Annotated in this window: 24 protein-coding genes; 14 read left to right on the top strand and 10 right to left on the bottom strand. The window is 46.7% G+C overall.

The window, feature by feature from the left end; translation table 11 throughout:
* Window positions 1-27: 27 nt before the first annotated feature.
* Window positions 28-261, top strand: a complete 234-nt coding sequence (locus tag CRO33_RS24975; protein WP_369682978.1) for a replication protein P — start codon at window positions 28-30, stop codon at window positions 259-261.
* 255 nt (window positions 262-516) lie between these two features.
* On the opposite strand, the gene CRO33_RS15230 is transcribed toward CRO33_RS24975, so the two are convergent.
* The 7 genes from CRO33_RS15230 to CRO33_RS15200 form a co-directional block, all read right to left on the bottom strand.
* Window positions 517-2247, bottom strand: coding sequence for an anti-phage dCTP deaminase (locus CRO33_RS15230; protein WP_097118664.1), 1731 nt, complete (start codon window positions 2245-2247; stop codon window positions 517-519).
* A gap of 545 nt (window positions 2248-2792) precedes the next feature.
* Window positions 2793-4400: a hypothetical protein gene (locus CRO33_RS15225; RefSeq protein WP_255253277.1), complete on the bottom strand. Its 1608-nt coding sequence runs from the start codon at window positions 4398-4400 to the stop codon at window positions 2793-2795.
* 9 nt (window positions 4401-4409) lie between these two features.
* Window positions 4410-5108, bottom strand: coding sequence for a hypothetical protein (locus CRO33_RS15220; RefSeq protein ID WP_097118663.1), 699 nt, complete (start codon window positions 5106-5108; stop codon window positions 4410-4412).
* Window positions 5109-5302: 194 nt separating this feature from the next.
* Window positions 5303-6295: a DUF4928 family protein gene (locus CRO33_RS15215; RefSeq protein ID WP_097118662.1), complete on the bottom strand. Its 993-nt coding sequence runs from the start codon at window positions 6293-6295 to the stop codon at window positions 5303-5305.
* Window positions 6282-7427 carry a DNA cytosine methyltransferase gene (locus CRO33_RS15210; protein WP_097118661.1) on the bottom strand — a complete coding sequence of 382 codons (1146 nt, stop codon included), beginning with the start codon at window positions 7425-7427 and terminating at the stop codon, window positions 6282-6284. The genes CRO33_RS15215 and CRO33_RS15210 overlap by 14 nt, the downstream gene beginning before the upstream one ends.
* Before the next feature lie 349 nt (window positions 7428-7776).
* Window positions 7777-8412: a hypothetical protein gene (locus CRO33_RS15205; RefSeq protein WP_255253276.1), complete on the bottom strand. Its 636-nt coding sequence runs from the start codon at window positions 8410-8412 to the stop codon at window positions 7777-7779.
* A gap of 173 nt (window positions 8413-8585) precedes the next feature.
* Window positions 8586-8825, bottom strand: coding sequence for a hypothetical protein (locus CRO33_RS15200; protein ID WP_097118659.1), 240 nt, complete (start codon window positions 8823-8825; stop codon window positions 8586-8588).
* A gap of 465 nt (window positions 8826-9290) precedes the next feature.
* On the opposite strand from CRO33_RS15200, the gene CRO33_RS15195 reads away from it, so the two are divergent.
* The 3 genes from CRO33_RS15195 to CRO33_RS15185 all read left to right on the top strand — a co-directional run bounded on the left by CRO33_RS15195 (window position 9291) and on the right by CRO33_RS15185 (window position 12047).
* A complete protein-coding gene (locus tag CRO33_RS15195) occupies window positions 9291-10565 on the top strand; it encodes a hypothetical protein (protein ID WP_097118658.1) in 1275 nt (424 codons plus the stop codon).
* Between the two features lie 258 nt (window positions 10566-10823).
* Window positions 10824-11474, top strand: a complete 651-nt coding sequence (locus tag CRO33_RS15190) for a hypothetical protein (protein ID WP_097118657.1) — start codon at window positions 10824-10826, stop codon at window positions 11472-11474.
* 156 nt (window positions 11475-11630) lie between these two features.
* Window positions 11631-12047, top strand: coding sequence for an antiterminator Q family protein (locus CRO33_RS15185; protein ID WP_097118656.1), 417 nt, complete (start codon window positions 11631-11633; stop codon window positions 12045-12047).
* Between the two features lie 95 nt (window positions 12048-12142).
* On the opposite strand, the gene CRO33_RS15180 is transcribed toward CRO33_RS15185, so the two are convergent.
* Entirely contained in the window at window positions 12143-12673 is a 531-nt protein-coding gene (locus CRO33_RS15180) for a hypothetical protein (protein WP_097118655.1), read from the bottom strand.
* A gap of 151 nt (window positions 12674-12824) precedes the next feature.
* Here CRO33_RS15180 and CRO33_RS15175 point away from each other — a divergent pair, with 151 nt between their 5' ends.
* The 5 genes from CRO33_RS15175 to CRO33_RS15150 all read left to right on the top strand — a co-directional run bounded on the left by CRO33_RS15175 (window position 12825) and on the right by CRO33_RS15150 (window position 14990).
* Window positions 12825-13160 (top strand): phage holin, lambda family, encoded by a 336-nt coding sequence (locus CRO33_RS15175; protein ID WP_097118703.1) that lies wholly within the window; start codon window positions 12825-12827, stop codon window positions 13158-13160.
* Window positions 13147-13566: a structural protein gene (locus CRO33_RS15170; RefSeq protein WP_097118654.1), complete on the top strand. Its 420-nt coding sequence runs from the start codon at window positions 13147-13149 to the stop codon at window positions 13564-13566. Before CRO33_RS15175 ends, CRO33_RS15170 begins: the two co-directional genes overlap by 14 nt.
* Before the next feature lie 253 nt (window positions 13567-13819).
* Complete coding sequence (locus CRO33_RS24825; protein ID WP_097118702.1) at window positions 13820-13936, top strand: hypothetical protein; 117 nt, start codon at window positions 13820-13822, stop codon at window positions 13934-13936.
* A 263-nt stretch (window positions 13937-14199) separates the two neighbouring features.
* Window positions 14200-14550, top strand: a complete 351-nt coding sequence (lysC, locus tag CRO33_RS15155; protein ID WP_176505777.1) for an Rz1-like lysis system protein LysC — start codon at window positions 14200-14202, stop codon at window positions 14548-14550.
* 98 nt (window positions 14551-14648) lie between these two features.
* On the top strand, window positions 14649-14990 hold the full coding sequence (locus CRO33_RS15150; RefSeq protein ID WP_097118652.1) for a hypothetical protein: 342 nt from the start codon (window positions 14649-14651) through the stop codon (window positions 14988-14990).
* Window positions 14991-15212: 222 nt separating this feature from the next.
* Here CRO33_RS15150 and CRO33_RS15145 read toward each other — a convergent pair whose 3' ends face one another.
* Window positions 15213-16721, bottom strand: a complete 1509-nt coding sequence (locus CRO33_RS15145) for a UbiD family decarboxylase (RefSeq protein WP_097118651.1) — start codon at window positions 16719-16721, stop codon at window positions 15213-15215.
* A 62-nt stretch (window positions 16722-16783) separates the two neighbouring features.
* Window positions 16784-17350, bottom strand: coding sequence for a UbiX family flavin prenyltransferase (locus tag CRO33_RS15140; RefSeq protein WP_097118650.1), 567 nt, complete (start codon window positions 17348-17350; stop codon window positions 16784-16786).
* A gap of 136 nt (window positions 17351-17486) precedes the next feature.
* On the opposite strand from CRO33_RS15140, the gene CRO33_RS15135 reads away from it, so the two are divergent.
* The 5 genes from CRO33_RS15135 (at window position 17487) to CRO33_RS15115 (ending at window position 23122) form a co-directional block, all read left to right on the top strand.
* Window positions 17487-18389 (top strand): LysR family transcriptional regulator, encoded by a 903-nt coding sequence (locus CRO33_RS15135; protein WP_141399020.1) that lies wholly within the window; start codon window positions 17487-17489, stop codon window positions 18387-18389.
* A 410-nt stretch (window positions 18390-18799) separates the two neighbouring features.
* On the top strand, window positions 18800-19312 hold the full coding sequence (locus tag CRO33_RS15130) for a DUF1441 family protein (protein ID WP_097118648.1): 513 nt from the start codon (window positions 18800-18802) through the stop codon (window positions 19310-19312).
* Complete coding sequence (locus tag CRO33_RS15125; RefSeq protein WP_097118647.1) at window positions 19309-21408, top strand: phage terminase large subunit family protein; 2100 nt, start codon at window positions 19309-19311, stop codon at window positions 21406-21408. The genes CRO33_RS15130 and CRO33_RS15125 overlap by 4 nt, the downstream gene beginning before the upstream one ends.
* Window positions 21405-21617, top strand: coding sequence for a hypothetical protein (locus tag CRO33_RS15120; protein ID WP_097118646.1), 213 nt, complete (start codon window positions 21405-21407; stop codon window positions 21615-21617). The genes CRO33_RS15125 and CRO33_RS15120 overlap by 4 nt, the downstream gene beginning before the upstream one ends.
* Window positions 21617-23122: a phage portal protein gene (locus CRO33_RS15115; RefSeq protein WP_097118645.1), complete on the top strand. Its 1506-nt coding sequence runs from the start codon at window positions 21617-21619 to the stop codon at window positions 23120-23122. Before CRO33_RS15120 ends, CRO33_RS15115 begins: the two co-directional genes overlap by 1 nt.
* Window positions 23123-23135: the final 13 nt, after the last annotated feature.

The following is a 23135-nucleotide window of genomic DNA, read 5'->3' as shown; positions in this document are numbered from 1 at the left end:
ATTCTTGGGAAAAGGTGGGAGCGATAAATATCTAATTTAATTCGGTCATTTGATTGTTTAGTACTAAATGGAGAGAGTAGACATGCAGGTTTGCCAGATGAACACATGCTTTATGTATTAGTCTTGCTCTACAGCGTGCGACGCGGTCTGGATAACTCCCCAGAAGCTTATCCGTGGAAAGCAAATGCTCATTACTGGTTGGTTACAACCTTTCACAGTCAGATGTGCGCAAAATGCTCGGGAAGTCAGAGCTGCGTGTAAAAATGGCGAACCGAACTACATAGAACGGCCAAGTGAATAAAGGGCGGAGATAGAATTCTTCCGCCTCGAGTTATAGTTGAGAATTTATTAGTGCCATTGATTACTTTAACGACGCTGGCACATAAATGTGACAGCGCTTATGAAAAAAATGCATGCTTATGGTGAGGGTTATCTTACAGGTTGAATAAAATATCAAATTATAAAAATCTAACCAACGAAGGTATCATTCATACATTGCAATCTAATATTATTCCCTTACTTTAATAAATAATCTAACTCATCTTTTATTGGGATAACTTGCTCGTAAAGGCGGTGATATGCCTTGCCAATTGCACCTCTAAATTGAATTAGTTCAGGCGGCATTGTGCCAATATTTATTATATGATCTTGTGTAATCCCTGGATAAGGGTCGATAAAAATAACTTGGGAAATACCAAGTTGATAAGCTTTTTTTGCACATAACTCACACGGGCTTGCTGTCGTATAAAGCTTTCCACCAACAATACCAGTACCACCATATTTAGCTAGTTGCAAAAATGCATTCTCTTCTGCATGTAACGCTCTAGTATGAACTTGGTTACTGTTGTTATCAATACTATTATGTATATCTTTAAAACAATAGGAAATATTCCTTCCTTTAAAAGAGTTTGATTCTTGAATTACTGGTTTGAATGTTTCATAAAATTCCTTAGCCTTAACTCTAAAACGTTGATTGTTTCTTTCGTAATGGCTATATGTTTCCGAATGGAAGTCATTCATTAATCCGTCAATCGATCTCATAGCACACGGAATTTGACCTTTAGCTACATCGTTCCAGCCGACTGATTTAATGGAGTTATCATTATCAGTCACTACCGCACCAACTTGTCTTGAAATGCATCCTGAGTTTAATTTTACAGTGTAGGCTACTTGCATGACCCTTTCCATTGAAGTCGGAGAAATTAACCCTGGGTGTTGCATTAAAGCAATGTACCAAGCTATCTGCGCCTTCAAAACATTATCGTTATCATATTCATTCTTAGGATTAAATAAATGAATGTCTGATATCTCTATGCATTTTTTAACATTTGGATTAGTTAGGTGCTTGTATTCACTCTCTCCTTTTCCCGACTCTTCATCATCAATTTTCGCGATTTGTTCGGATGAAAATTTATGGAGTTTTTGGAGATACTTTGTCCTGTGCTCATCAGGGGCATTAATCGAAACTAAATGGAATGCTGCATAACGATCTTTAAAGAATTTGGCTTCATATGGATTTCTTATAGCATCGATAACTATGTAGGCTCGCTCGTTTTTGAACTTTCTGATACATTTGATGACTCTGTTTATGGTTTCCGGCAAGTGAAATACAGAGCTTGGTAGAAAATCCTTACTTTCATAATCTGCATCAATCTTTCCAATTCTTCTAATCGATTTACCGGCAGATTGATATACCGAAACATATAGTCCTGACTCTAGGGTATTTAATTCTGACTTGAGATCTCTAGTGAACTTCCTAACTAGCTGTAGTATTCTTATAAAGGTTCGCTTGGTTTTTTGATCGTTGAAATTTATTTCTGACTGATGGTCCAATAGTTGTCTTATGATACCAGTGTGCTTAGTTTTTAATAAGCTTTTTGCTAAGGCACCATTTTTAACCAAATGGTCACTTGCTCTTTTAGTGACATTGGAACCACAAAATTGAATGAAATCACTTATTTTTGTTGATGGTAATAGTAATAGATATATTGATATAAGATCGCTAACTTTTATTGAGTAAAAGTTTTCCCAATTAGCTTCAGCGAATTTTTTGACTATAGCATAACGTCTCATATCTAAACCGCTGTAGAAATCACTTAAGCTATTTAAGTCGGGAAATGATATGTCTTTACTTTCTAGAATGTTTGCAGTTGTAGTGCAGCCTGATCCAGTTCTTCCGGTTAAGCCAACCAGAATGAACTGGTTATTCTCTAGAAATAGCTCACTTACAAATTTCTGTTCCGCCATTGCTGTTTTCCATCATGAGATAACACATCACTATTGATGTGGATAATCTTTAAATTATTAAGAAAAATCTCAAAATATCAAGGAAAAATAAAAATAAAACCTATATAAAATATTCATTTATTTAATGTTAGTAATTAAGTCAAATTTATTTATGAAATGATTAACTTATTGATATTTATTTGATTTTATTCTTGGTTGATTTTTTTTCGATGAAAATAAATATTAATTATTTATAAAGGGGGGAAAGCATTAACCATGCTAATCATTAAATTTAAATATAACAACTTCATGCACGTTTATAGCTTTTAGAATGGAGGCAGTGAAGATTGCAGTGGAGCTCAATTTTATACTTAAAAAATTAAAATCTAGTTCCCATAAGCGTAGAGAAGATCTATTTGTTGGAAGTATGCTTCCAAGAGTATTTATGAAGTTATTCAAGCAGCTATAACTAAATCGAAAAAAATGCGTTAATTCACACGATATGTAGTTAGGTGTTTAATCAACTAGGGACTACACTACCCAGCATAGTCCCTTTCAATTTATATTTATCCAGAAATGTACTCAAGAAGCTCAGCTGTAGCTGTGTTTTTCATAGAGCGTGCTCTTGCAGGACCTACACCATATATTTTTTCTATTAAACTATCCTCGGAATTATTATGTAGCTCCTCGATAGTATTGATACCTACTGATTTTAATTTTTCTTTTTGCCAATCAGTCAATGCAACTAGCACATCAATTGACTTTTGTAATAGCGACCTCAACGACTCTTCATATTGCTGTTCATCTTTTTTTAGTAATTTTTCACTCCCAGCGTATGTAGGATGATTTTTACCAAATTCAGGAAACTTTTTAATAGCAAGATTTTTATAAAAGTCTTTTGAGTCTGAGTGAGGTGTGCTCTCTAATGAAAGCATACAACCATACTTAATCTCATATCTGCTACCTAGCTCAGATCTAGTTGCTCTATAGGAACTATCAATTTTTCGAATTATCCCTGTATATGTTAGTAGTCTTAAAGCCTCCTTCACAGATTCCGGAGCATCTTTATGGATCCAAAAGTAGATAGTAGATTCTTCCGTTCCCTTTTCTCTTCGGGTTTTATTATACTCTTCAACTCTAGGGATCACTGAATTTTCTAGAAAATCTCTCCCCCAGTCAATTACCTCTCGATGACCTTTATATTTCTCACCTAAATCAGTATGTTCAGACCATATTTGAGTGCGATAAAAAGATTTTATTATGCCGTTCACACCCTTAGTATTAATTTTGGGTAAATCTTGTAATGTCCTCAGTAACATTCTCGGATTTCCACCCGACGAGAGGGCCAACGTGTTAAACAGATCTCTTTGTGATTCAATCTCATCTTTCAATGAATCATCTGATTGTTTGCAAACGATATCTTTAAAATAATCAAGGTAGTCTGGATCTGAAATGCTTCGCTCTAATTTTTTATATATACAATCGTGTATAAGCTCAAATGAATCTCCAAAGTGAGTCACTCCGGGATAAATGGCTGCATTGCAGGTAATATATGGTGAACGCAGATCTTTGAATAAACTAAAAAACTGTCTCTGTTGCTCCGGCCTAAAAACATGAGCCGCTTCATCAAAAAAGAAAACGATCCTGTCCAACTCATTTTCTTCACATATAGTTTGTATCGCCTCTTTTACTTCTTCAATATCAGGTAAAGAGGATATGTCAACAGATTTATTATCTTTATAAGAATCTTCGAAAAGACGGACAATATTTTTAAGGCTTAACTCCACTCTTTCTTCAGAATCATTATTATCATTACTTAAAAGATTTGCAGTCAATCCTGAAACAACTAAACCTAGTTTTCTCAGTTTATTGAGTAAGTATTTCAACGTTTTTGCCATCATCCAATGATAAAATTGGAGGCTATCATCAGTAGTGATTAATGAGCTTTTGTTGAATGGAACGAAAACTGTTACACATGCTTTATTCCCATCTTCAAGCTCTAATTCGGCTACCCTCATAAGAAAAGATTTACCAGTTCCCCTCGATCCCTCTAGGAGGCAGGGTTCATTGGATTTTAAAGCATCCAAAATTCCTCTGTCAGCAGAATTCACCACCGATAAGGACATAATATCTGTTTGCTTGATACTCTCAGTACGTAGATAAAATTCACTCATTATATTTCCCTATGATCTACCGAAATAATCTCTGATTTGTTGGATATGGCTAAATTCTTCATTTAAAAACTGTATGGATTCTCGCTCAGAATCATCAAAATCTTTGGCATATCTGCACATTGAAGTAAATAATATTGTCTCAGTGACAATCTCGTAAAGCTCACAGTATTTCAGGAAAACTTCTTCATTATATTTTATTTTAATACTGCCCTCTGACCAGGTTTCATTGTTTCCATGAACATATTCAGATAATTTCCTATAGGCACTCTTAGCTCGCGTTCTAAACCCTTCAGCGATATCTAACATTTCTAAGAAGAAGGTTTTAACAAATCGCTTAGATAAAACACCATTCTCCTCATCTATAAGTATTGACCATTTGATATCCATTCTTCCGTCAAGCCACTCATGCATTTCAAGTTTACTTGTTGAAAAATATATGGCTCCTAATCCCATTTCCAGTGCTAGCCTAAGGGATGAAAAAGCCTGCCGATAAAGTCCTATCGCTAAGCTAAAATTAGAAGATTCAAGCTGTGCGCTTACTGTTTCAAGAATTTTTTTTTCATGCTTATCATGAATAAGACTTGAGAAATCATGTATGCATGACGATAAATGGTGAAGTTTACCTAGCTTCTGTTTTTGAATTATAGAGTTTTCGAAAACCAATTGAGACTCAGATTTTATTCTTGAGAAGTATTCCTGTATATCCATAATTCAATCAATCCTTTTAGGGCTGCATTCTAATATCTAAAGGTGAGGGGTGTTTGATTAAAATATTTTACTTGAGTTATTAATGCAATTTTCAGTTGCATGTGATTTCAAAGAAACCATAATTATTTTAATTATAAAGTTCATAAAAATATAATGTTTGAATAAGAACTTACTAAAGTATATAGGTAGTGATTTTATACCTCGGATAATAAGTTAAAAATCCAACGAGGCTCATCTATCTTTAAAGATTTGTCGATTTCAATTTTTTCAATGCGGGTGTTATAAGTACGTATCAGCCTAGCAAGACCTTCACGAATGCGATCGCCATCATAGGTTGCAATTTCTTCAATATTGGTACCTATGAAAATTTCTGCGGATTGCACCGATATCTGTTCGGACATACTTACGTTATCGGCCATTTGTCGTGCAGCCTGAACTTTACTTTCAAGTGTTAAAATTACAGGCCTGTATCCAGCACGTTTGTTTTCCACACAACGAGAAATCAGCTTTTCCATCGGGGCTGTAGTGACATGAAATGCCGTTGTGCCTACCTGAAAATCACCTTCTCGGTCAGTGTGCATATCAGCAGCGTTAGCCCTGTCTAAACCGATCTTTTCTTCCGGAAAACGTAACTGCAGTTTAGCTCCCACGAGATGTTGAAGCACGGCACCCGTAGGCTTATCAGAGCGCTCTGCAGCTGCTTTGAGTATATCGCTGACGACAGAAGAGAGGGGTTTCGTGTGATCGATATCGACAGTGATTCTCTGCTTATCGAAGTAATCCAGCCGAACACACTTGGTAAAAAATGCTTCAAGCTGGGATGAAGCATCAATTACATTAACGGGCTCACTTGCTGAAACTTGGGTGTCGTTTAGCACGTCCCTGATAGCTGCAGCAAGAAAGACGGTTCCTCTTGAGGTGCGGCCGCCTTCCCGAGTGAAAATCCGCGTCTCACCATGTTGCTCGAGAATCTTCGCGATAGCAGGTCCACTCAATCCACGAACCTGGCTTTTACCGTCACTATAAAGTCTGTCATCCGTGATAGGCATACCATCAGCCATCATGCGAGAGACGATCAATCCGGCATTCATGACATTGGTATTCATAGAACCATTTTGAGCGCGCTGATTTTCGTACCAATTTCGTGCGGCTTCCAGATATGCCTCAGTAGGGCTAAGTTTGTTCATTCACTATTTTTCCATGTGATTTAGCTGATGCTTCAAGATGAGGGATTATCATATTTTTTGCTACCCAGCCTACCGCGGGTACTACAACAGCATCCCCGAAGCCGTACTGGATATTGGAATCACGCAAATTATCAAGCGTGTACCAGCCGGCACCCATAAGACGAGCGTATTCAAGCCCAGTCATCCAGCGAATTTTTAGTAATCCATTACCCATCATAACGACAGCCTGTTTAGAAGAGCCGCCACGAGGGGTACGGAGGCAACCGGAAATATCCTCGGCCCTCATTTCCCATACCGGGATGCCATTACGCGTACGGCGATATGCAGTACGAGCTGTAATGCCGGTCATGCTGACAAACTGCTCCAGACGCTCACGTTGTACAGTTGCCATCGATTCCCGAAAGAGAGCGACCTTCTCAGCGCTCCACCAGCGGGCATCATTGTCCGGAATGGTTTCAATTTCGTCAGTGAAACCATGACTGAGCAGATCAGGGGCTTTCGGCAACGGCATCATGAAAGTATTCAGTTCTGGATCTTTGTGAAGCCATGAAAGCCAGTCAGGTCTTAAGCACGTATCCTGTTCACCGCCATTTACAGGGTTTTTGACCCCGATGATGAAGAGCCGGGGACGTGACTGAGGGACAAACCGGCGAGCATCCAGCGTGATCGCATCGACGAAATAGCCAAGGGCGTTAAATTCTTTTACCGCGGCCCTTAAGTCTTCTCTTTCGTGAGAAGAGGCAAGTCCGATAACGTTCTCCAGCACGATCACCTCAGGTTGGCGCTCATGCATTCCTGCGATTAAATCTGTAAAACCGAAAAATGCCGATGACTCACGGCCACCACGTAAGCCAACGCGTTTACCCGCCAGGCTCAAATCTGTGCAGGGGGAAGATGCCCAGGCAACATTAGCGGCAGGTAATTCTTCGCTTTTTAAAGCATGAATGTCAGCGAGCAGGAAATCTCCAGACTGCCAGTGGCCTTCATACATTGCCTTTTTGTTTACATCATAATCATTTGCCCAAACAGTTTTGATCCCTGCCTGTTCCATACCGGCTCTGGCCAGACCTATACCAGCAAAGAATTCCAAAGCAGTCCATTCGGACTCGCGACGGATTGGTATTATGTTCACGCAATTTCCCCCATATTCATCCCCTCATCATCCCATAAACTGCTCTGACAGGCACTGGTAAACAGGTGCTAATGAGTGCTTTTGTTCGAAGAATTGAGCTGTGTTTGTTGCCTGACAGCCAATAGCAAGGGTATTAATCACATAGCATCGATAAGGAAAGGTAAGTGTTAATTTGGGTTATGTTAACCCATGAGGATGAGGAGTAGCATGCTATGCAGCTTCCGGAAAACAGACAATCTTTGTATGAATTGGTTTGGCCAAAGCCTGCTCATGAAATAGTCACTAACTTTAAGATTAGCGAGCAAACCTTTAAATGGGGCAGGTCAGCCCGGCATTCTCGGGTTTAACTTCATCGTCGATTTAACCGTTTACTTTTTCGTGTAGAAATCGGTTTTTGTTCTCGATTGTTATCAACCTTTTCATGGGTATCCATATCAAACCATGAGGCTTGAGCCACTTCACTCATTGGAAAGATTACACTTGTATCAACATCATTCAACTGGCTGTAATCATTAGAAAAAAGAACTCTTAAATTATCTTTTTCTCTATACCCAGACATTATCGGATTGATTGAAACTTCAAGATTAGGGCCTTGTTTCTCGTTTGGTTCGCTAATCATATTTACCGTGCCGACATAAACTTTACGACTTTTTAGGCTGATTAGCACCGGCTTGTCCTTGGTTGCGGAATCGAAAAACAACTGTCCAAGTGAACCATCTGAGAGTAGTTCTCTCAGAGCTGACAGCTTTATTACCTGTTTAAAGAAAGCAATTTGACCATTGTCATTTTTAAAGCCGCTCAGAATGTTAGCCGCTAAGTATATGCCGAACCTAGATGCTTGAGTCCATGCCACGGCAACCAATACCATACTCAGAGACAAAAGAATCAGCCATGAGGCCAACCTATTTTCTTTAGGATCGTTACTGAGGTCGATCAATGTTGTCAACCAAGTGGCTAACGTGAAGCCTGGGATTGACCATTTCATAAGGTATGCAGCACAGATAGAAATGATTAGGCACCATATGCCATATGTGGCCACCTTCATATAAAGAAGTTGGCCATCATATCTATGTAAACGAAAGTAGGTTTTAATTCTGTAAGGTGAGGAAATTATTATTTGCCCGCTTGCGAGCAATGGAATTATGAGAAGCGCAAACATTAGTCGTCGTCATTTTCCCTGCTCCCGGCGGCGACAGCCGGAGCGTCCTTCTCAACAAACCGCTTAGCGGCCTCGCGATAGTGAGACATCTTTTCACCATTCTCATTACGCACAATTACCGACCCGCGGCCTACAACGGCGATGTCTTTGACTCCTGATTTTTCCAAACGGTCAGCCATAGCTTTACCGCCTCTCACATAACCGTTTAAGCCAAACATTTTCATCACTAAATCTTGCATATGAGCCTCCTTAACCTTCCCACATAAACGGGTTCATAACCGCTTACAGGTACTGCCCCAAGGGGCGGCGAAGTCTAGCACAGATGAGCTTATGTACGAAGCGCTTTTTCTGTACAGATTGGACAGATCTTATCCCTTAAAGTTCTGTCATTTAATAACTAAATTATTAAGCTCTAATTCACATCATTTTGTCTGTGCATGCACCATTAACTTAAGTTGTGGGGAGTGATTTAATCAAGTTCAAAACGTGCCCATTACGATAAAATTTATTGTTTAAAGTTTCACCAAAACTTGCGAAAGACTTGTCGCCTTACAAAGTTATCTGCATCGCTTAAGCACCCTCAGCCCACAAACCACAGCCCACAGCCCACAGCCTAACGTTGTCATAGTCCGATGCTTAAAGGCTAACGTTAAGTCGAGAATTTGCTAATTTGAACCACCCATAAGGATCAGGAGGAACATGGCATGCAGCTTCCAAGCAACAGACAATCTTTGTATGAGTTGGTTTGGTCTAAACCAGCTGGTGAAATAGTCATGACTTTTAAAATTAGCGAGCAAACGCTAATTGCCAGATGCGTTGAACTCCAAGTTCCCCGGCCTTTGGACGGTTACTGGCGTGCGGTTGCTAAAGGTATTGCACCGCCTGTTCCTTCATTACTTCCATACAAAGATAAGGAAAGTATCAACCCCCCTAATCAGCCTGATGTACAGCAAGCAACTGAACCAGAAGGCGAGCAACTATTACCCTCCGTTCCAAAGTCAGTTCCGAAGGGCAGGCAAAAATCACCTAATCGCTCCATCCAGGGGGCGCAGTTGTTTTCCGCTACCAAAGAGATTTTGGTCAAATCTCAAATTACTGAGCTGGGCTATTACAAGCCATCAAAGCGAAAACTGCTCGACGTGAATGTTACCGACACGGGGCTGACTGATGCTGAGACTTTCCTGCTTAAGCTGTTTGCAGCAGCTGAGAAGGATGGTTTGCGCATCAGGCTGGCTGATATGAGTGAGGGTCTGCACCGAAAAGATATCACTGTCAGTGAGGATGGTGGCCGGGTTTTCATGTTCACATCACTGTGGAGGCCATCCAATGTGAGCGTCATCTGCATAGAAGGCTTAAATGTGGGTTTCTCGCTGGTGGAGATGACTGAAGAGGTACCGACTAAACAGGTAAAGGGTCGTTATGTGCGGGATGAAAAGATGATTAGCTGGTCCCGTGGTAAAAACTCAGCCGACCTGGGTTACTACAGCCGGCGGCATATCCCCTGTGGGCGATTCCGGATTCAGCTTTACTCGCCGTATGAGCCTGAAGGCTGGCATCAGGTTTTCACACAAACCAAAAACTGTGGCCTGATAAGTCAGATACCCAAAATGATAAAAGCGGCGCAGTCAGCCGTGCCCATCATGAGGAAAGAAATCCAGGCACAGAAAGAACGCGCAGAGGCACAGCGTAAGCGTATCGAACTGCAGATAATTGAGTATGAGAAGCGTGAAGTCATCCGGCGGAAGGAAGAGGCTTATAAAGACAGCGTCAATGAACTGCAGGGCATCATGACCCGGTGGGCCGAAGATATGCGCGTCGGGCAATTCTTCATGGACGCTGAGAAAGACATAGAAAACTGTGACCCCGTTCTGCAGGAAAAGCTCAGAGAACGCCTCAAGGCGGCCAGAGAGTTTATGCAGGGTGAAACGGCGCTTCAGCGTCTTCTGAAATGGCGCACGCCTGATGAGCGATTGAAGTAAATATACATAGATGTCATCTGGCGATACTGCTGCCGCGTGAACGAAGCTGCATCCTTAACATGTGGCCTGCCTGGGATCTTGCTCACTTAAACAGCCACTGATTACATAACCACAAATCAATCAGTTTTATTCATGGCGTAATCAGTACAGACAGAAATCTATATGTACAAAGATGTTGTGCTAAATGGGCAGTTTTATTAGTGTTCATACATTCTCAACCTGATTTACTTTTTACCATCATTCATTGGAAATGATTTAATGCATGTATCAGAATTCTTTTCGTTTATTGTTGAACATTTTGAGCCTGTATCGAAGACTGGCGGAATCATTCTTGCAGTTTGTGCTACGGCTATCACTGCTTTAAAGCGGTTTTTCAGAAATTACAGCAAGGTAAAGGACAAAAATATTCTTGCAAACATCCGATATCTGGAAAAATTTGGTAGATATCTGTCTGATGATGACAAGTCCCTCATTTCAAGCAGAATAGCTAATGAGGTTCTGCAAAACGTACTTAAGTCTAAAATAGCTATAAACAGGGCGTTTCTTTCCTATATCTATGGAAAGCTGGACGACAAGTCTCTTTTCAATGACCTTCTCAAGGTTCAGGGCTCTCTGGTGATTCAAAACGGGAACTTTAGCGTTGTTCCCGCCAGGGTATTTGGCTTTTCATTTTGGTTTGAACGTTTGCTGGCATTGGCATGTGCAGTGTTATTTGTATTCTTTATATATGCAAGTATGTTGGTCAATTTGAAGTATGAGCACTCCTCTGCTTTTTTGTTTTTTTTAATGCTGGCACTGGCATGCGAGATGGTTACCTTTTATTGCTTATCCGTGACCCCAGGTAAAAAAAGGATTAAGAAAATCAATTCAGCGTTAAGTCTTGTTGAGGTCAAGCCAGAGTGGCTGTAATTCAATTGAGCTGAGGTTTACTGAAATGTTTTTTGAAGAGGTCACCGCTTTTTCAGGGTCAACTCCCTGACGTGTGAGAAGGCTATGAAAGTCGCAGAAAGATGGCGTACCATCATGCTGATATCTTCTTGATGGCTCTGTGCTGGAGTTTACCTGATGCGGGATGTTCAACAAATACTGGAACGCTGGGGAGGCTGGGCGAAGAATAATCCAGAGAAACTGGTCTGGTATCCAGTCGCGGCTGGCTTTAAAAATCTTCTCCCAAAAAGAGGCTCCTCACTCCCCCAGTGCTGTGATGAGGATGCGCTTATCATCAGTCGTTGTGTCGCAAAATTGCGGACCAGGAATGAAGACCTTCACGACCTGCTGGTGGACTACTACGTTCTTGGGCATACCTTCATGAGTCTGGCGCGAAAGCACCAGTGCTCAGATGGCCATATAGGTAAGAAACTGCAAAAGGCAGAGGGAATGATTGAAGGCATGCTCGTGATGCTTAATGTTTCACTGGAAATGGACCGGCATGTGCAATACACACCGCGCCCAAATCAATGTGAAACGACTTTACGTACGTAAAACACCGCGTATTCTGTCAAAGTCGGTTCATTGGGTTAGTGCTTATACCCCAGCATTTATCCCTGAATATAGCCGGCTTCAATCCACGGAACTCACTATTTGCCAGGGACCCCGAAGCTGTTCCAGACAAGCCCCTGAAGCATCTCAACAGCCCTAAGATGATCCCCGTGCTTTCTGAGCATGATCAATTCTCGGGTCAGAGGGCGTAACGGATCACTGAGATTAATGCTAGAAGGCAGCACCAGCTGTTTGCTGATGTCTCCAGAAAGATTCAGACTTCTTGCGATGCAGCATGACTGCGCTTTATTCAAAGAGTCAGCGTAGGTGAAATGCGCTGCGTCCTTTCGAGCGACTCTGTAAACATATTCGAGTTCATCAAAATCCGGCAAGAGTTCATTCTCGTTCACCTCTGCCTGAAACACTGACAGGAATTGTTCCTTACGAAATATGGCCTCTTTGTTCGCCACATAAATTGCGTATCCAATATTGTCAGTCAAATAGACAAACCCATCTGTGGTAGGCAGGAGCGAAGATTCGTCATAGGTGCGCTCAATTATGTGAAGAATTTTTCCCTTACTGACAATGCCCTGGGATGCACTGAAAGATGTGCCGTGAAAGAGCCGCATACTGATCCTTAAAAGTTTCCGGTCAGATTGATTTAACGTGAACTGACCGATGGCTGCACCAAAGATGATTTAATTCAATATGATGTACCATATTAGCCTGCGTAAGCAGGCTTTTCTTTTTTTGATGTCAGTCAGACGTCTGGAGAATGAAATGCAAACCCAACCGCATAACTTGCCAGGCTTGTCCGAACTAATCCAGTGCTGGTGGCGGGGTGAAACGCCTGTGGGGGCTATTCTGCTGGCCATGTTTATGGCTGTATTGCGAATAGCCTATACGGGGGGAGGCTGGAGAAGAATGATTCTGGAAGGTCTGCTTTGCGGTGCACTGACACTAACCGTTGCTTCCGGGCTGGGATATCTTGACTGGCCACGCACGGCAACCATAGCAATCGGCGGAGCGGTCGGGTTTATCGGAGTAGATTCTCTTCGTGCCTTTGTCCTGCGCTTTATCGGTAATCGTATTGGTGTGAAAGATGACAGTCAGTAATGCTCGGGGCATACGCAACAATAATCCTGGCAATATCCGATGGTGTGATCAGTGGCGGGGTCTCGTTCCTGAATCTCAGCGCACAGACAAAGACTTCTGCCAGTTCGTCAGCCCTGAATATGGCATAAGGGCCATGATGATCATCCTTACCCACTATCAGACGCAGCATGCTCTCAACACGATCTCCGGTATAATTCACCGCTGGGCACCGCCCGAAGAAAATGACACGCAGGCTTACATTGATAGTGTGTCCACGGTAACCGGTATCCCGGCCCATCAGCATATTGATCTCATGGACGGCAATACGAGGTTGAAACTCATCCGGGCCATTATCGTTCACGAAAACGGATGTCAGCCATACGATGCCGCCGTACTTAAAAGAGCGGAGGAACTGGCAGATGAGTAATCTGCGGTTTTCATTGATGTGGTTCGGTTTCATTCTGAAGGGCTATCAAGCCTGGTTAATGCTGTTCGTTGGTAAAGAAAGAATAGAGGGGGGCTGATAGTGGGTGGGGTCTCTATGAAGTAAATTTCTCAAACAAAGCTAAATATATCGAAGCCCCGGGGTGTTGACCGCACTCCGGGGCTTCTGCTTTCCAGCGTTACACAACTAACGAGGAACATAGGTGAACTATAAACGAATACTGTTGAGGTTAACTATGAAAAATGGTCTCGAACTTGAAGCGCCAGATAACCCTGAATTGACTGAAGCGGCTGCTTTCGCTATCCGGCTTATTGCGATTGCTATTTTTATATGGGCTATCCGCTGGTGGTAAAGTGAATAAATGCCTGTTCATATTGCTCTTTATTTTTATTCTTATGCTCTGTGGGACTACTTATCATTTCCATAATGAAATGCTCCAGGCTCAAAAGGCTGAGCGTAACGCCCGAAATGAACAACTGAAATCTCAGTCTGTCCTCACAAACACACTGGCAGCAGTCATGCTGTTTCAGGATATAGCCCGGATCACCCATGAAGACAGGCGCAGCAATGATGCTGAAAGCGAGAGGCGCATTGCCCGCATCAGGAAGGAGATGCATGAAGACGACTGTGCTCACCATCCTGTGCCTGACGGTGCTGCTGACCAGCTGCGCGCGCACAGAGACAGAATTCGTGCCCGCTCCCGTGATCCCGTTACCACCGGAATGGCTGGTGGACTGTGACGTCCCGGATATCCCAGTGCACATGACTTACGGTGACAGCCTGGAGCTAAACGAAAAGCTTCTGACGGTAATTGAGAACTGCAACCTGGATAAGGCCGCTATCCGTAAAGCTGAAGAAAACCGGGCAGGGCTTGAATCAAAGGCGCTGGGAATTCAGGGCCCGCCATGTCAACGCATGACGTGGTGTGCAGGGGACACAGCCAGAAAGAATCAGCCGAAGGTATAACAGGCGGTAAATGCTTGTGATTTTCTCAGGTGTCTCAGGAACCTGGCGTTTTATTAGGAAGTCGAAGTTATTTGAGTCATTTAAGAGGACTTTCTGACATGCGACTAATAAAAAATCCTGCCTGTACCCCGTTTCTTATCATGCTTCAATGTTCGGCGGTATGGGCTTCACCAGGCATACCCTATGCCCCCGGGAATATCGACTCTTTGTTCTCATCAAACAGCGTTTATGGCGAGGACAAAAACAACTCAATCTCGTCAGGAGAGAAGTCAGCATTATTCTGGGGAGAACATGAGCCAGAGAAGGCTGAACAGATTTACTGTCTTATTCCAAGCCAGCCGGGGTGTGCCGGTATGTGGTTTAAGGAGAAAATAAAAGAGAATGAAGAGCGGGTGAAGCGTTATGAGCAAAACAAACTTCAGCAGCGCGAGAATGGATAGCCCGGGATTTTCACTTCAATTGTCAGGCAGGGTAGCTTAGCCCACAGGCTTGCTACCCTCCCGTTCTGGACACCAGGTTCAAATCATCATTAAGGTCGCTCAGCTCTCCTTCGTACACTTTGAGCGGCCTGATGGGCAGGGGAGCGTAATCTCAATTCTTACCTGAAAATAAAGATTTTAGGCTCAGATGCTGTTATCAGAGTCCTTCACTGCGGGGCCATGTTATGGCTGTCCGGTAGCAAATCCCGGCAGAAACCGGCTGACATCTACTTCCATAAACTGTGATCGCTGAAAGTCAGACTTGAGCGCATAGGGAACCGTACAGTCATAGATAGTCTTGCACGTAATGCCCGGTGCGCGGATGGAAGGGCTGAATGCCGGATCCTGGGAAGGGTCAAGCGGATGACAGCGGACGCCCGGTATAAAAATGGTATCCACATCGCCCTGATAACGCGTCGTCATCGCCCATATGACATCGCTCAAATCAAAAATATCGACGTCTTCATCAACAAGAAAAACGTGTTTTAGCTCTGAGAAAGCGGAGAATGCCAGCAGGGCTGCCTGTCGCTGGCGCCCTTCATCCTGGAGGCCACGCTTGTTAATCTGCATGACGGCCATGTACTTACCGGTGCCTGGTGACGGGCAATGCACATTTTTAACCAGCCCCGGCAGCGCTCTTTCGACCATATCCAGAATGCTGGCTTCAGTCGGAATGCCGGCAAGATTCGTATGTTCGTCGCTCGGCCCGATGCAGGTCTGAAGAATAGGATTTTTACGGTGCGTTACGGCCTTAACCTTGATGACCGGTACCGCGGCCTGAGCCTCTCCGGTATATCCCGGGAATTCCGGCATCGCTTTACCGCTGTGCGTATGCTGGTCCTCCTGCACCCGGTAATCCGGTATCAGCTCGCCTTCAATGACAATTTCAGCATTGGCTATTGCCCTTGCGTTCACCGATACGCCCTGGACAAGCTCAACGGCGCGCCCCCTAAGGCCGCCTGCAATTGCAAGCTCGTCAAAGCCCAGAGGGGTAGTGGGTGGCTCAAAGCAGGCACCAATTTCGATGGCCGGATCGACGCCAATGCTGATGGTGATGGGCAGTGCCTGTCCGTCCTGCTCCGCTTTCATCCGGAACTGATCGAGATGGCGACCCGGCACGAAATACATTGAAATCTCATCACGTCCCTGCACGCACAAACGATGGATGGTGACATCATGTTCGCCTGTTTCCGGGTCAGCCGCGTAACACATACCCATCGTAAAATAGGGACCTGCATCTTCAGGGGTGTTGGTGGGGGCCGGCAGCAACGTGCGGATATCAAAACCATCATCCGAAGCGAGATGAACGACCTCCTGGCACACGGCCTGTTCTGCCGGGATCACCACGGGCGCTATCGCTGAATGGACGGATTTACGCAGGAGCTGCGCCAGTTCTTCCTTCGGTACGCCGAAAAGGCGAGCAACACGCTGACGGGACGCCAGTAATCCGATCAAAACCCGGAAGTTGTCATAGCCTTTAATCCTGTTAAACACCATCGCCGGCCCCGTCCGGGTCGGGCGCATCACGGTACCAGCGGCTCCGACATAGCGATAAACGCCTGACAGCTCAGCAGCAGGGTCAACCGGCTCGCTGGTTTCGACATATTCATTCTCGTATTGGCTGAGGATCTTCAGGGCAGATCGTAAATCCCAGGTCTGGTTAGCCGGCTGGCTTTGCTTAATATCTGACATAATGACTCCTGAAAGCTATTAGGGAAGTGCATGTTGTAAGGGACTGTGAATATGCCAGGCGCTCATCGGCTGAGGCCCTGCCAGCGCGTCGCGTCGGGCATATTGATGCCGAACTGATCGAGGACGCGCCCGGCAATGTGCTGTTCGACATCGGCAAGGGTGGATGGGTGGTTATACCAGGCCGGAACGGGCGGAATGATGCTGACTCCCATCCGGGACAGCGCGAGCATATTTTCAAGATGAAGGGTATTGAGGGGCGTTTCACGCGGCACAAGCACAAGCTTGCGCTGTTCTTTAAGGATGACATCAGCTGCGCGGCCAATCAGACCTTCCGCATAACCGCTGCGAATGCCAGCCAGCGTTTTCATACTGCAGGGGATGATAATCATCCCGTCGGTAATGAACGACCCGGAAGAGAGTGTTGCAGCCTGATCGCCCGCATTATGATACACGTCTGCCATCGCTTTAATTTCATTCAGGTGCAGACCCGTCTCATGTTCCAGCGTGGTCTTACCCCATCGTGAAATAATGAGATGGGTTTCAACATCAGGTATCGCACTGAGTTTTTTCAGGAGCGCGACGGCTAGCGGTGCACCCGTAGCGCCCGTCACTCCGACTATGATCCTCATATGTCATCCTTAAATCTGGCCGCTCGGTTGACCCTGTCCGGCCTGTTTAACAAGAAGACCTGACTGTAATGACTTCATTGATAACTTCCCAATCAGGAATTAACCTTTGTTAATAAGGGTTGGTTATCAGGTGGGTATGGATAAGAGAAAACTGAATTCATTTCTGGCGCTGGGGCGCACGCTCCATTTCGGAAAAGCGGCCGCTGAAGTCTGTATCACCCAGCCAGCCCTGACACAGCATATTCAGTCGCTGGAGCAGAGCTGGGGGATAAGGTTGTTTGAGAGGAACAAGCGGCACGTCAGCCTGACGCCTGCAGGAATGATGCTCATGGCGGAAGTCACGCGCACCGTGCAGCAGCTGGAGCGCTTATCAACCACGGTTAAGCATATTGCTGCCGGGGGCGCAACGGTCCTGAGGCTGGGCTATGTCGGAACATCTGTACTGGAGACGCCTGTCGTGAGCGCCATCAGGGAATTCCGCTCATCCTCTCCGGACGTGCGCCTTGAGGTCAGGGAGTTCAGCGTGAGTGAACAGTTCAGCCTGCTTCAGAATGGTGAGCTGGATGTAGGGGTGATCCGTGGACCGATGCCAGCGGATCGCTTTATCACTCATCGCCTGATACAACGGTCTCCCCTTAAGCTGGTGGTCGCGGATAATCATGCACAGCTCCGCGGGCCGTCGGTAAACATGACGTTGCTTGCCGGGGAAACCCTGATTATCCAGGACGATCCGGAAGGCGTCGGTCTGGCAGGGACGGTGCTGAACCTTTATGCAGAGTACGAGCTCATTCCTGCCCGGGTGGTCCGTGTACGCGATGTGAATACTGCGGTTGATCTGGCTGCTTTAGGGTTGGGTGTCACATTTATACCGACCTCTCAGCTGAGCGTTATACGCCATGACGTTGCCGTTCTGGACCTCACCGACGCCAGACCCGAAACGGCTTTGTTCCTGTGCTGGAAGACAGGGTATGACAGCCAGGCTGTACGACGCTTCACCAAACTTATTCAGTCACAGTTCAGTTCTCCCGGGATGCCGTGATCCGCACGATTCAGGTCTTCACCGACGACCCTGGAGGATCACCCCTTACCGCATTTCCTGAAGGTGATGGATTAAAACGGATATTCTGCCCGTATGCAGGCCTGCCATTTCTCCCTGACGCACCGGCGGGTGGAACGCGCCATTCCGGATGATCACACCAGCGGTGCTGGACAAAAAATGGGCGGGTCCTCCCGGCGGGGTACCTCATCCACGAGGCGGCGGCCCCGCAGAAAACGGCTAGTTTTGCGATTTTCATAGGGACACCACCACGTGTCGTAACTAATTGAATATAAGAACTAAATCAGGTTTTGAGGTGTCCATTTCGCCAAAAGCAGGGACAGGTGGATAGCGGTTAATTACATGATATTAAAAAGGAAATCCGTAACTGAGCTGGTGTGTTGAGGTGAGGAATGTCAGACATCAGCAGAATCGGGGATGCCTATAACTGGAGTATTGCGAAAATTGCTGAAGCGTTCGGCATAGATCGCAAGACAGTCAGAAAGAAAATCATGAACGCGCAGATTGCATCCGCCGGAAACATTCGTGGAAACCCGGTCTATGCCCTCAAAGACATCGGTCCTGTTCTCTTTACTCCTGACGAAGCAGCCACACCTGAAACACTTCATGATCCCTCTCGCATGGATCCTAAATCCCGGAAGGACTGGTTTCAGTCTGAGAATGAGCGCGTAAAGCTTGAAGCTGCGCTCAGCCAGCTCGTACCTGCTAATGAAGTACATCGCGAGATGGCCATGATGGCGAAGTCTGTTTTACAGGTACTGGATACATGGCCTGACAGGCTGGAGCGCGATCGCGGATGGTCTCCGCATCAGATTTCAGAAGCACAAAGCATTGTTGATGAAATTCGGGAATCACTGGCTGCGGAGATCCGCAGTGCAGATATTATCGAAGAGAGTGAGCCATGACATACGCCTCAGCTGCTGAGATACGTCAAGACGTATCCGAACTCTTCAAGGCTCCGCATCGAATGCCGGTAGCTGATGCGGTTAAACGTTACATGCGCGTGCCTTTGGGTGGCGGCAGTTCACTCCCCTGGGATGCGACGCTGACACCCTATATTGTTGAACCCATGAACTGCCTGACGTCGCGCAATTATGACGCGGTAGTTTTTGTCGGCCCCGCGCGGACGGGTAAAACGCTGGGTCTGATTGATGGCTGGATAACCTATTCTGTGGTCTGCGACCCGGCTGATTTCCTGCTGATACAGATGACTGAAGAAAAGGCGCGCGAACATTCTAAGAAACGCCTTGAACGCACTTTTCGCTGCAGCCCTGAGCTTTATAGACGTCTCAGCCCACGCGCCAGCGATAATAATGTGCATGACCGGACTTTTCGCGCCGGCAACTACCTGAAAATTGGCTGGCCATCCGTCAATATCATGTCCTCATCCGATTATCGATATGTTGCACTCACTGACTATGACCGCTGGCCCGATGATATAGACGGAGAGGGGGATGGTTTTTCCCTGGCGTCCAAACGCACCACCACCTTTATGTCAGCTGGCATGACGCTGGTGGAGAGCTCCCCGGGCCGGGATATTTGCGATACGAAATGGAAGGCTTCGACGCCACATGAAGCACCGCCAGCAACAGGGATCCTCTCGTTATATAACCGGGGGGATCGCCGACGGTGGTACTGGCCGTGCCCGCATTGTGGGGAATATTTCCAGCCGGAAATAGCCAGTATTACAGGCTATCGCGGCTATACCGATCCGGTACTGGGCAGTGAGGCTGCACGTCTGCAGTGTCCGGCCTGCTCTGAACTGATTGAACCCGATATGAAACGTGTCCTGAATAGCCGCGGCGTCTGGCTGCGTGACGGGCAGAGCATGGATCGTGAGGGGCAACTCAGCGGGAAGGCACGCCAGTCCCGGATTGCCTCTTTCTGGATGGAGGGGCCAGCGGCGGCATATCAGACATGGACTCAGCTGATTTATAAATATCTCACTGCCGAACAGGAGTATCAGGCAACAGGCAGTGAAGAAACCCTTAAAGCCGTCTTCAATACGGATTTCGGCAGGCCTTATTTTCCCCGGTCCGCCCTTGAACAACGTAAGGGAGAACATCTGGAGAGCCGGGCAGAGGATATTCCCGAGCGAACGGTTGCAGACGGGGTGAGGTTTCTTGTTGCGACCGTTGATGTGCAGGGCGGCCGGCATCGTCGTTTCGTGGTGCAGATAACCGGATACGGCTCGATGGGAGAACGATGGGTCGTTGACCGCTACAACATCCGTCATTCGTTACGCAGCGATGACCTTGGCGAAAGCCGTCCTCTCGATCCCGGCAGTTACCCTGAGGACTGGGAGCTGCTTCTCTCGGACGTGCTGTACAAAACCTGGGCGCTGGCCAGCGATCCGTCAAAACGAATGTCCCTTATGGCGATGGCTGTGGATTCGGGAGGCGAGGACGGTGTGACCGACAACGCCTATCGCTTCTGGCGAAAATGTCGTCGGGAGGGGGAAGGAAAGCGTGTTTATCTTTTCAAGGGCGACAGCCATAAGCGTGAAAAGCTGATCACCCGGACATGGCCTGACAATACCGGACGCTCAGCGCGCCGGGCAAAGGCCGCGGGGGATGTTCCGCTTTATCTGCTCCAGACCGATGCGCTCAAGGACCGGGTGAACAACGCGCTGTGGCGTGAAGCTCCGGGGCCCAATTACATTCATTTTCCGGCCTGGATCGGGAGCTGGTTTTACGACGAACTCACATATGAGGAGCGCTCGCCAGAAGGCCGGTGGCGTAAACCGGGGCGGGGAGCCAATGAAGGGTTTGACCTGCTCGTCTATGCCGATGCGCTGGTCATTCTGCATGGCTACGAAAAAGTCAAATGGCCCGATGCACCTTCATGGGCTCGTCGGGAAACCTGGCTTGAAGACAGTGATACAGACAACACTCTGGAAAGTGCGTCTCCGCCACTGAAAGCCCGTACCCGCAAATCCTCATCAGGCCCGACTCCCGACATGACCAACAATCCCTGGATGACAAACGGAGGCTGGATATGAACCAGAGCGATGTGGAAGCCATGATCCGCTATTACACCGAGGCAGAGGTTGCCGTACTGAGCGGCAAAACCATCATGCTGAACGGGCAGTCCATGACGATGGAGAATCTGACAGACATTCGAAAGGGACGGCAGGAGTGGGAGCGCCGCCTGGCCGGATACCTTAAAAAACACTGTGGTCAGACGGGATATCGTTTAGCGAGGTTCTGATGTCATTCCTGGATAATGCAATCGGTGTTTTTTCGCCGTCGTGGAAGGCTGCCAGGCTGCGTGCCCGCATGCAGATCCGCGCCTACGAAGCCGCGCTTCCCACCCGCACCCACAAGGCCAGACGCGAAACACGCTCCGCCAACCAGCTCAGTCAGGCCGGGGCGGTTTCCCTTCGTCAGCAGGCCCGGGCGCTGGATGCGAATCATGACCTGGTGATTGGCATACTGGACAAGCTGGAAGAGCGTGTTATCGGCGCAAAAGGCATCATCGTTGACCCGCATCCGCTGCTGAAAGACGGCCGTGTGGCCACGGAGCTGGTGAAAACCATACGCAAAAAATGGGGTGAATGGTCACTGCGGCCTGATGTCACCGGCGAGTTTTCCCGGCCAGTACTGGAGCGTCTGATGCTGCGCACCTGGCTCAGAGACGGAGAGGTTTTTGCTCAGCTGGTGAGCGGCCATGGTGCCGGACTCAGGGCAGATGGCGGCGTACCTTTCTGGCTTGAAGCACTTGAGCCAGATTTCGTGACCATGAACTCCGATCCTGCCGCCGGGCTCATCCAGGGCGTCTGGCTGAACGAGTGGGGTAAGCCGCTTAAGTATCAGGTCTATAAAAATCTCCCCGTCAGCGGTTTGCTCTCTGATACCAAAGAGGTGTCTTCTGACGCCATGCTGCATCTTAAATTTGCACGGCGTCTGCACCAGGTGAGGGGCATTACCATCCTGTCCGGTGTGATGATCCGCCTGAGCGCACTAAAAGATTATGAAGAAAGCGAAATGGTGGCCGCGCGCATCGCCGCTGCTCTGGGGATGTACATCAAAAAAGGTGACGGGCAGGACTATTCAGAAAGCCTGAGTGGCAGCAGTGAGCGTGAACTGACTATTCAGCCGGGCATGTTGTATGACGATCTCCGGCAGGGTGAAGAGATTGGCATGATCAAGTCAGACCGGCCCAACACCAACCTTGAAACATTCCGGAACGGGCAGCTGCGTGCCGTGGCTGCCGGTACACGTCTGAGCTTTTCGAGCACAGCCCGCAATTACAACGGCACATACAGCGCGCAGCGGCAGGAGCTGGTGGAGTCTACGGACGGATATCTCATTCTGCAGGACTGTTTTATTGCTGCTGTCACCCGGCCGGTTTATCGCGCATGGCTGAAACAGGCGCTTGCAGCGGGTGTGATTAAGCCACCCGTAGATATCGAACTTTCCACATTGTATGACGCCATTTACTCGGGACCGGGTATGCCCTGGATCGACCCTGTGAAAGAGGCGACTGCCTGGAAGATTCAGATACGGGGTGGGGCGGCAACCGAATCCGACTGGGCACGGGCATGCGGGCGCAACCCTGATGAGGTTAAACGTCGCCGCAAAGCGGAAGTCGATGAAAACCAGAAAGAGGGGCTGGTGTTTGACACTGACCCGGCAAACGACAAAGGAGTCAGCAGTGACCGAGAAAGTAAAGCAGATAAGCCAGCGTCAGGCGACACAGGTGAAGAAGACTGAATCCTGGTTCCGG

The sequence above is a fragment of the Pantoea sp. GL120224-02 genome, assembly GCF_900215395.1.
Classification (GTDB): Bacteria; Pseudomonadota; Gammaproteobacteria; order Enterobacterales; family Enterobacteriaceae; genus Pantoea; species Pantoea communis.
This window is presented reverse-complemented; position numbering and strand designations above follow the sequence as displayed.

Excerpts from the sequence above, each read along its gene's own strand:
- CRO33_RS15190 (WP_097118657.1), top strand. The coding sequence starts at position 10,824 with ATGCATGTATCAGAATTCTTTTCGTTTATTGTTGAACATTTTGAGCCT.
- CRO33_RS15115 (WP_097118645.1), top strand. The coding sequence starts at position 21,617 with ATGTCATTCCTGGATAATGCAATCGGTGTTTTTTCGCCGTCGTGGAAG.
- CRO33_RS15175 (WP_097118703.1), top strand. The coding sequence starts at position 12,825 with ATGCAAACCCAACCGCATAACTTGCCAGGCTTGTCCGAACTAATCCAG.
- CRO33_RS15185 (WP_097118656.1), top strand. The coding sequence starts at position 11,631 with ATGCGGGATGTTCAACAAATACTGGAACGCTGGGGAGGCTGGGCGAAG.
- CRO33_RS15170 (WP_097118654.1), top strand. The coding sequence starts at position 13,147 with ATGACAGTCAGTAATGCTCGGGGCATACGCAACAATAATCCTGGCAAT.
- CRO33_RS15180 (WP_097118655.1), bottom strand. The coding sequence starts at position 12,673 with ATGCGGCTCTTTCACGGCACATCTTTCAGTGCATCCCAGGGCATTGTC.
- CRO33_RS15230 (WP_097118664.1), bottom strand. The coding sequence starts at position 2,247 with ATGGCGGAACAGAAATTTGTAAGTGAGCTATTTCTAGAGAATAACCAG.
- CRO33_RS15150 (WP_097118652.1), top strand. The coding sequence starts at position 14,649 with ATGCGACTAATAAAAAATCCTGCCTGTACCCCGTTTCTTATCATGCTT.
- CRO33_RS15145 (WP_097118651.1), bottom strand. The coding sequence starts at position 16,721 with ATGTCAGATATTAAGCAAAGCCAGCCGGCTAACCAGACCTGGGATTTA.
- CRO33_RS15130 (WP_097118648.1), top strand. The coding sequence starts at position 18,800 with ATGTCAGACATCAGCAGAATCGGGGATGCCTATAACTGGAGTATTGCG.
- CRO33_RS15135 (WP_141399020.1), top strand. The coding sequence starts at position 17,487 with ATGGATAAGAGAAAACTGAATTCATTTCTGGCGCTGGGGCGCACGCTC.
- CRO33_RS24825 (WP_097118702.1), top strand. The coding sequence starts at position 13,820 with ATGAAAAATGGTCTCGAACTTGAAGCGCCAGATAACCCTGAATTGACT.
- CRO33_RS15225 (WP_255253277.1), bottom strand. The coding sequence starts at position 4,400 with ATGAGTGAATTTTATCTACGTACTGAGAGTATCAAGCAAACAGATATT.
- CRO33_RS15195 (WP_097118658.1), top strand. The coding sequence starts at position 9,291 with ATGCAGCTTCCAAGCAACAGACAATCTTTGTATGAGTTGGTTTGGTCT.
- CRO33_RS15125 (WP_097118647.1), top strand. The coding sequence starts at position 19,309 with ATGACATACGCCTCAGCTGCTGAGATACGTCAAGACGTATCCGAACTC.
- CRO33_RS15140 (WP_097118650.1), bottom strand. The coding sequence starts at position 17,350 with ATGAGGATCATAGTCGGAGTGACGGGCGCTACGGGTGCACCGCTAGCC.
- CRO33_RS15120 (WP_097118646.1), top strand. The coding sequence starts at position 21,405 with ATGAACCAGAGCGATGTGGAAGCCATGATCCGCTATTACACCGAGGCA.
- CRO33_RS15215 (WP_097118662.1), bottom strand. The coding sequence starts at position 6,295 with ATGAACAAACTTAGCCCTACTGAGGCATATCTGGAAGCCGCACGAAAT.
- CRO33_RS15205 (WP_255253276.1), bottom strand. The coding sequence starts at position 8,412 with ATGAAATGGTCAATCCCAGGCTTCACGTTAGCCACTTGGTTGACAACA.
- lysC (WP_176505777.1), top strand. The coding sequence starts at position 14,200 with ATGAAGACGACTGTGCTCACCATCCTGTGCCTGACGGTGCTGCTGACC.
- CRO33_RS15200 (WP_097118659.1), bottom strand. The coding sequence starts at position 8,825 with ATGCAAGATTTAGTGATGAAAATGTTTGGCTTAAACGGTTATGTGAGA.
- CRO33_RS15220 (WP_097118663.1), bottom strand. The coding sequence starts at position 5,108 with ATGGATATACAGGAATACTTCTCAAGAATAAAATCTGAGTCTCAATTG.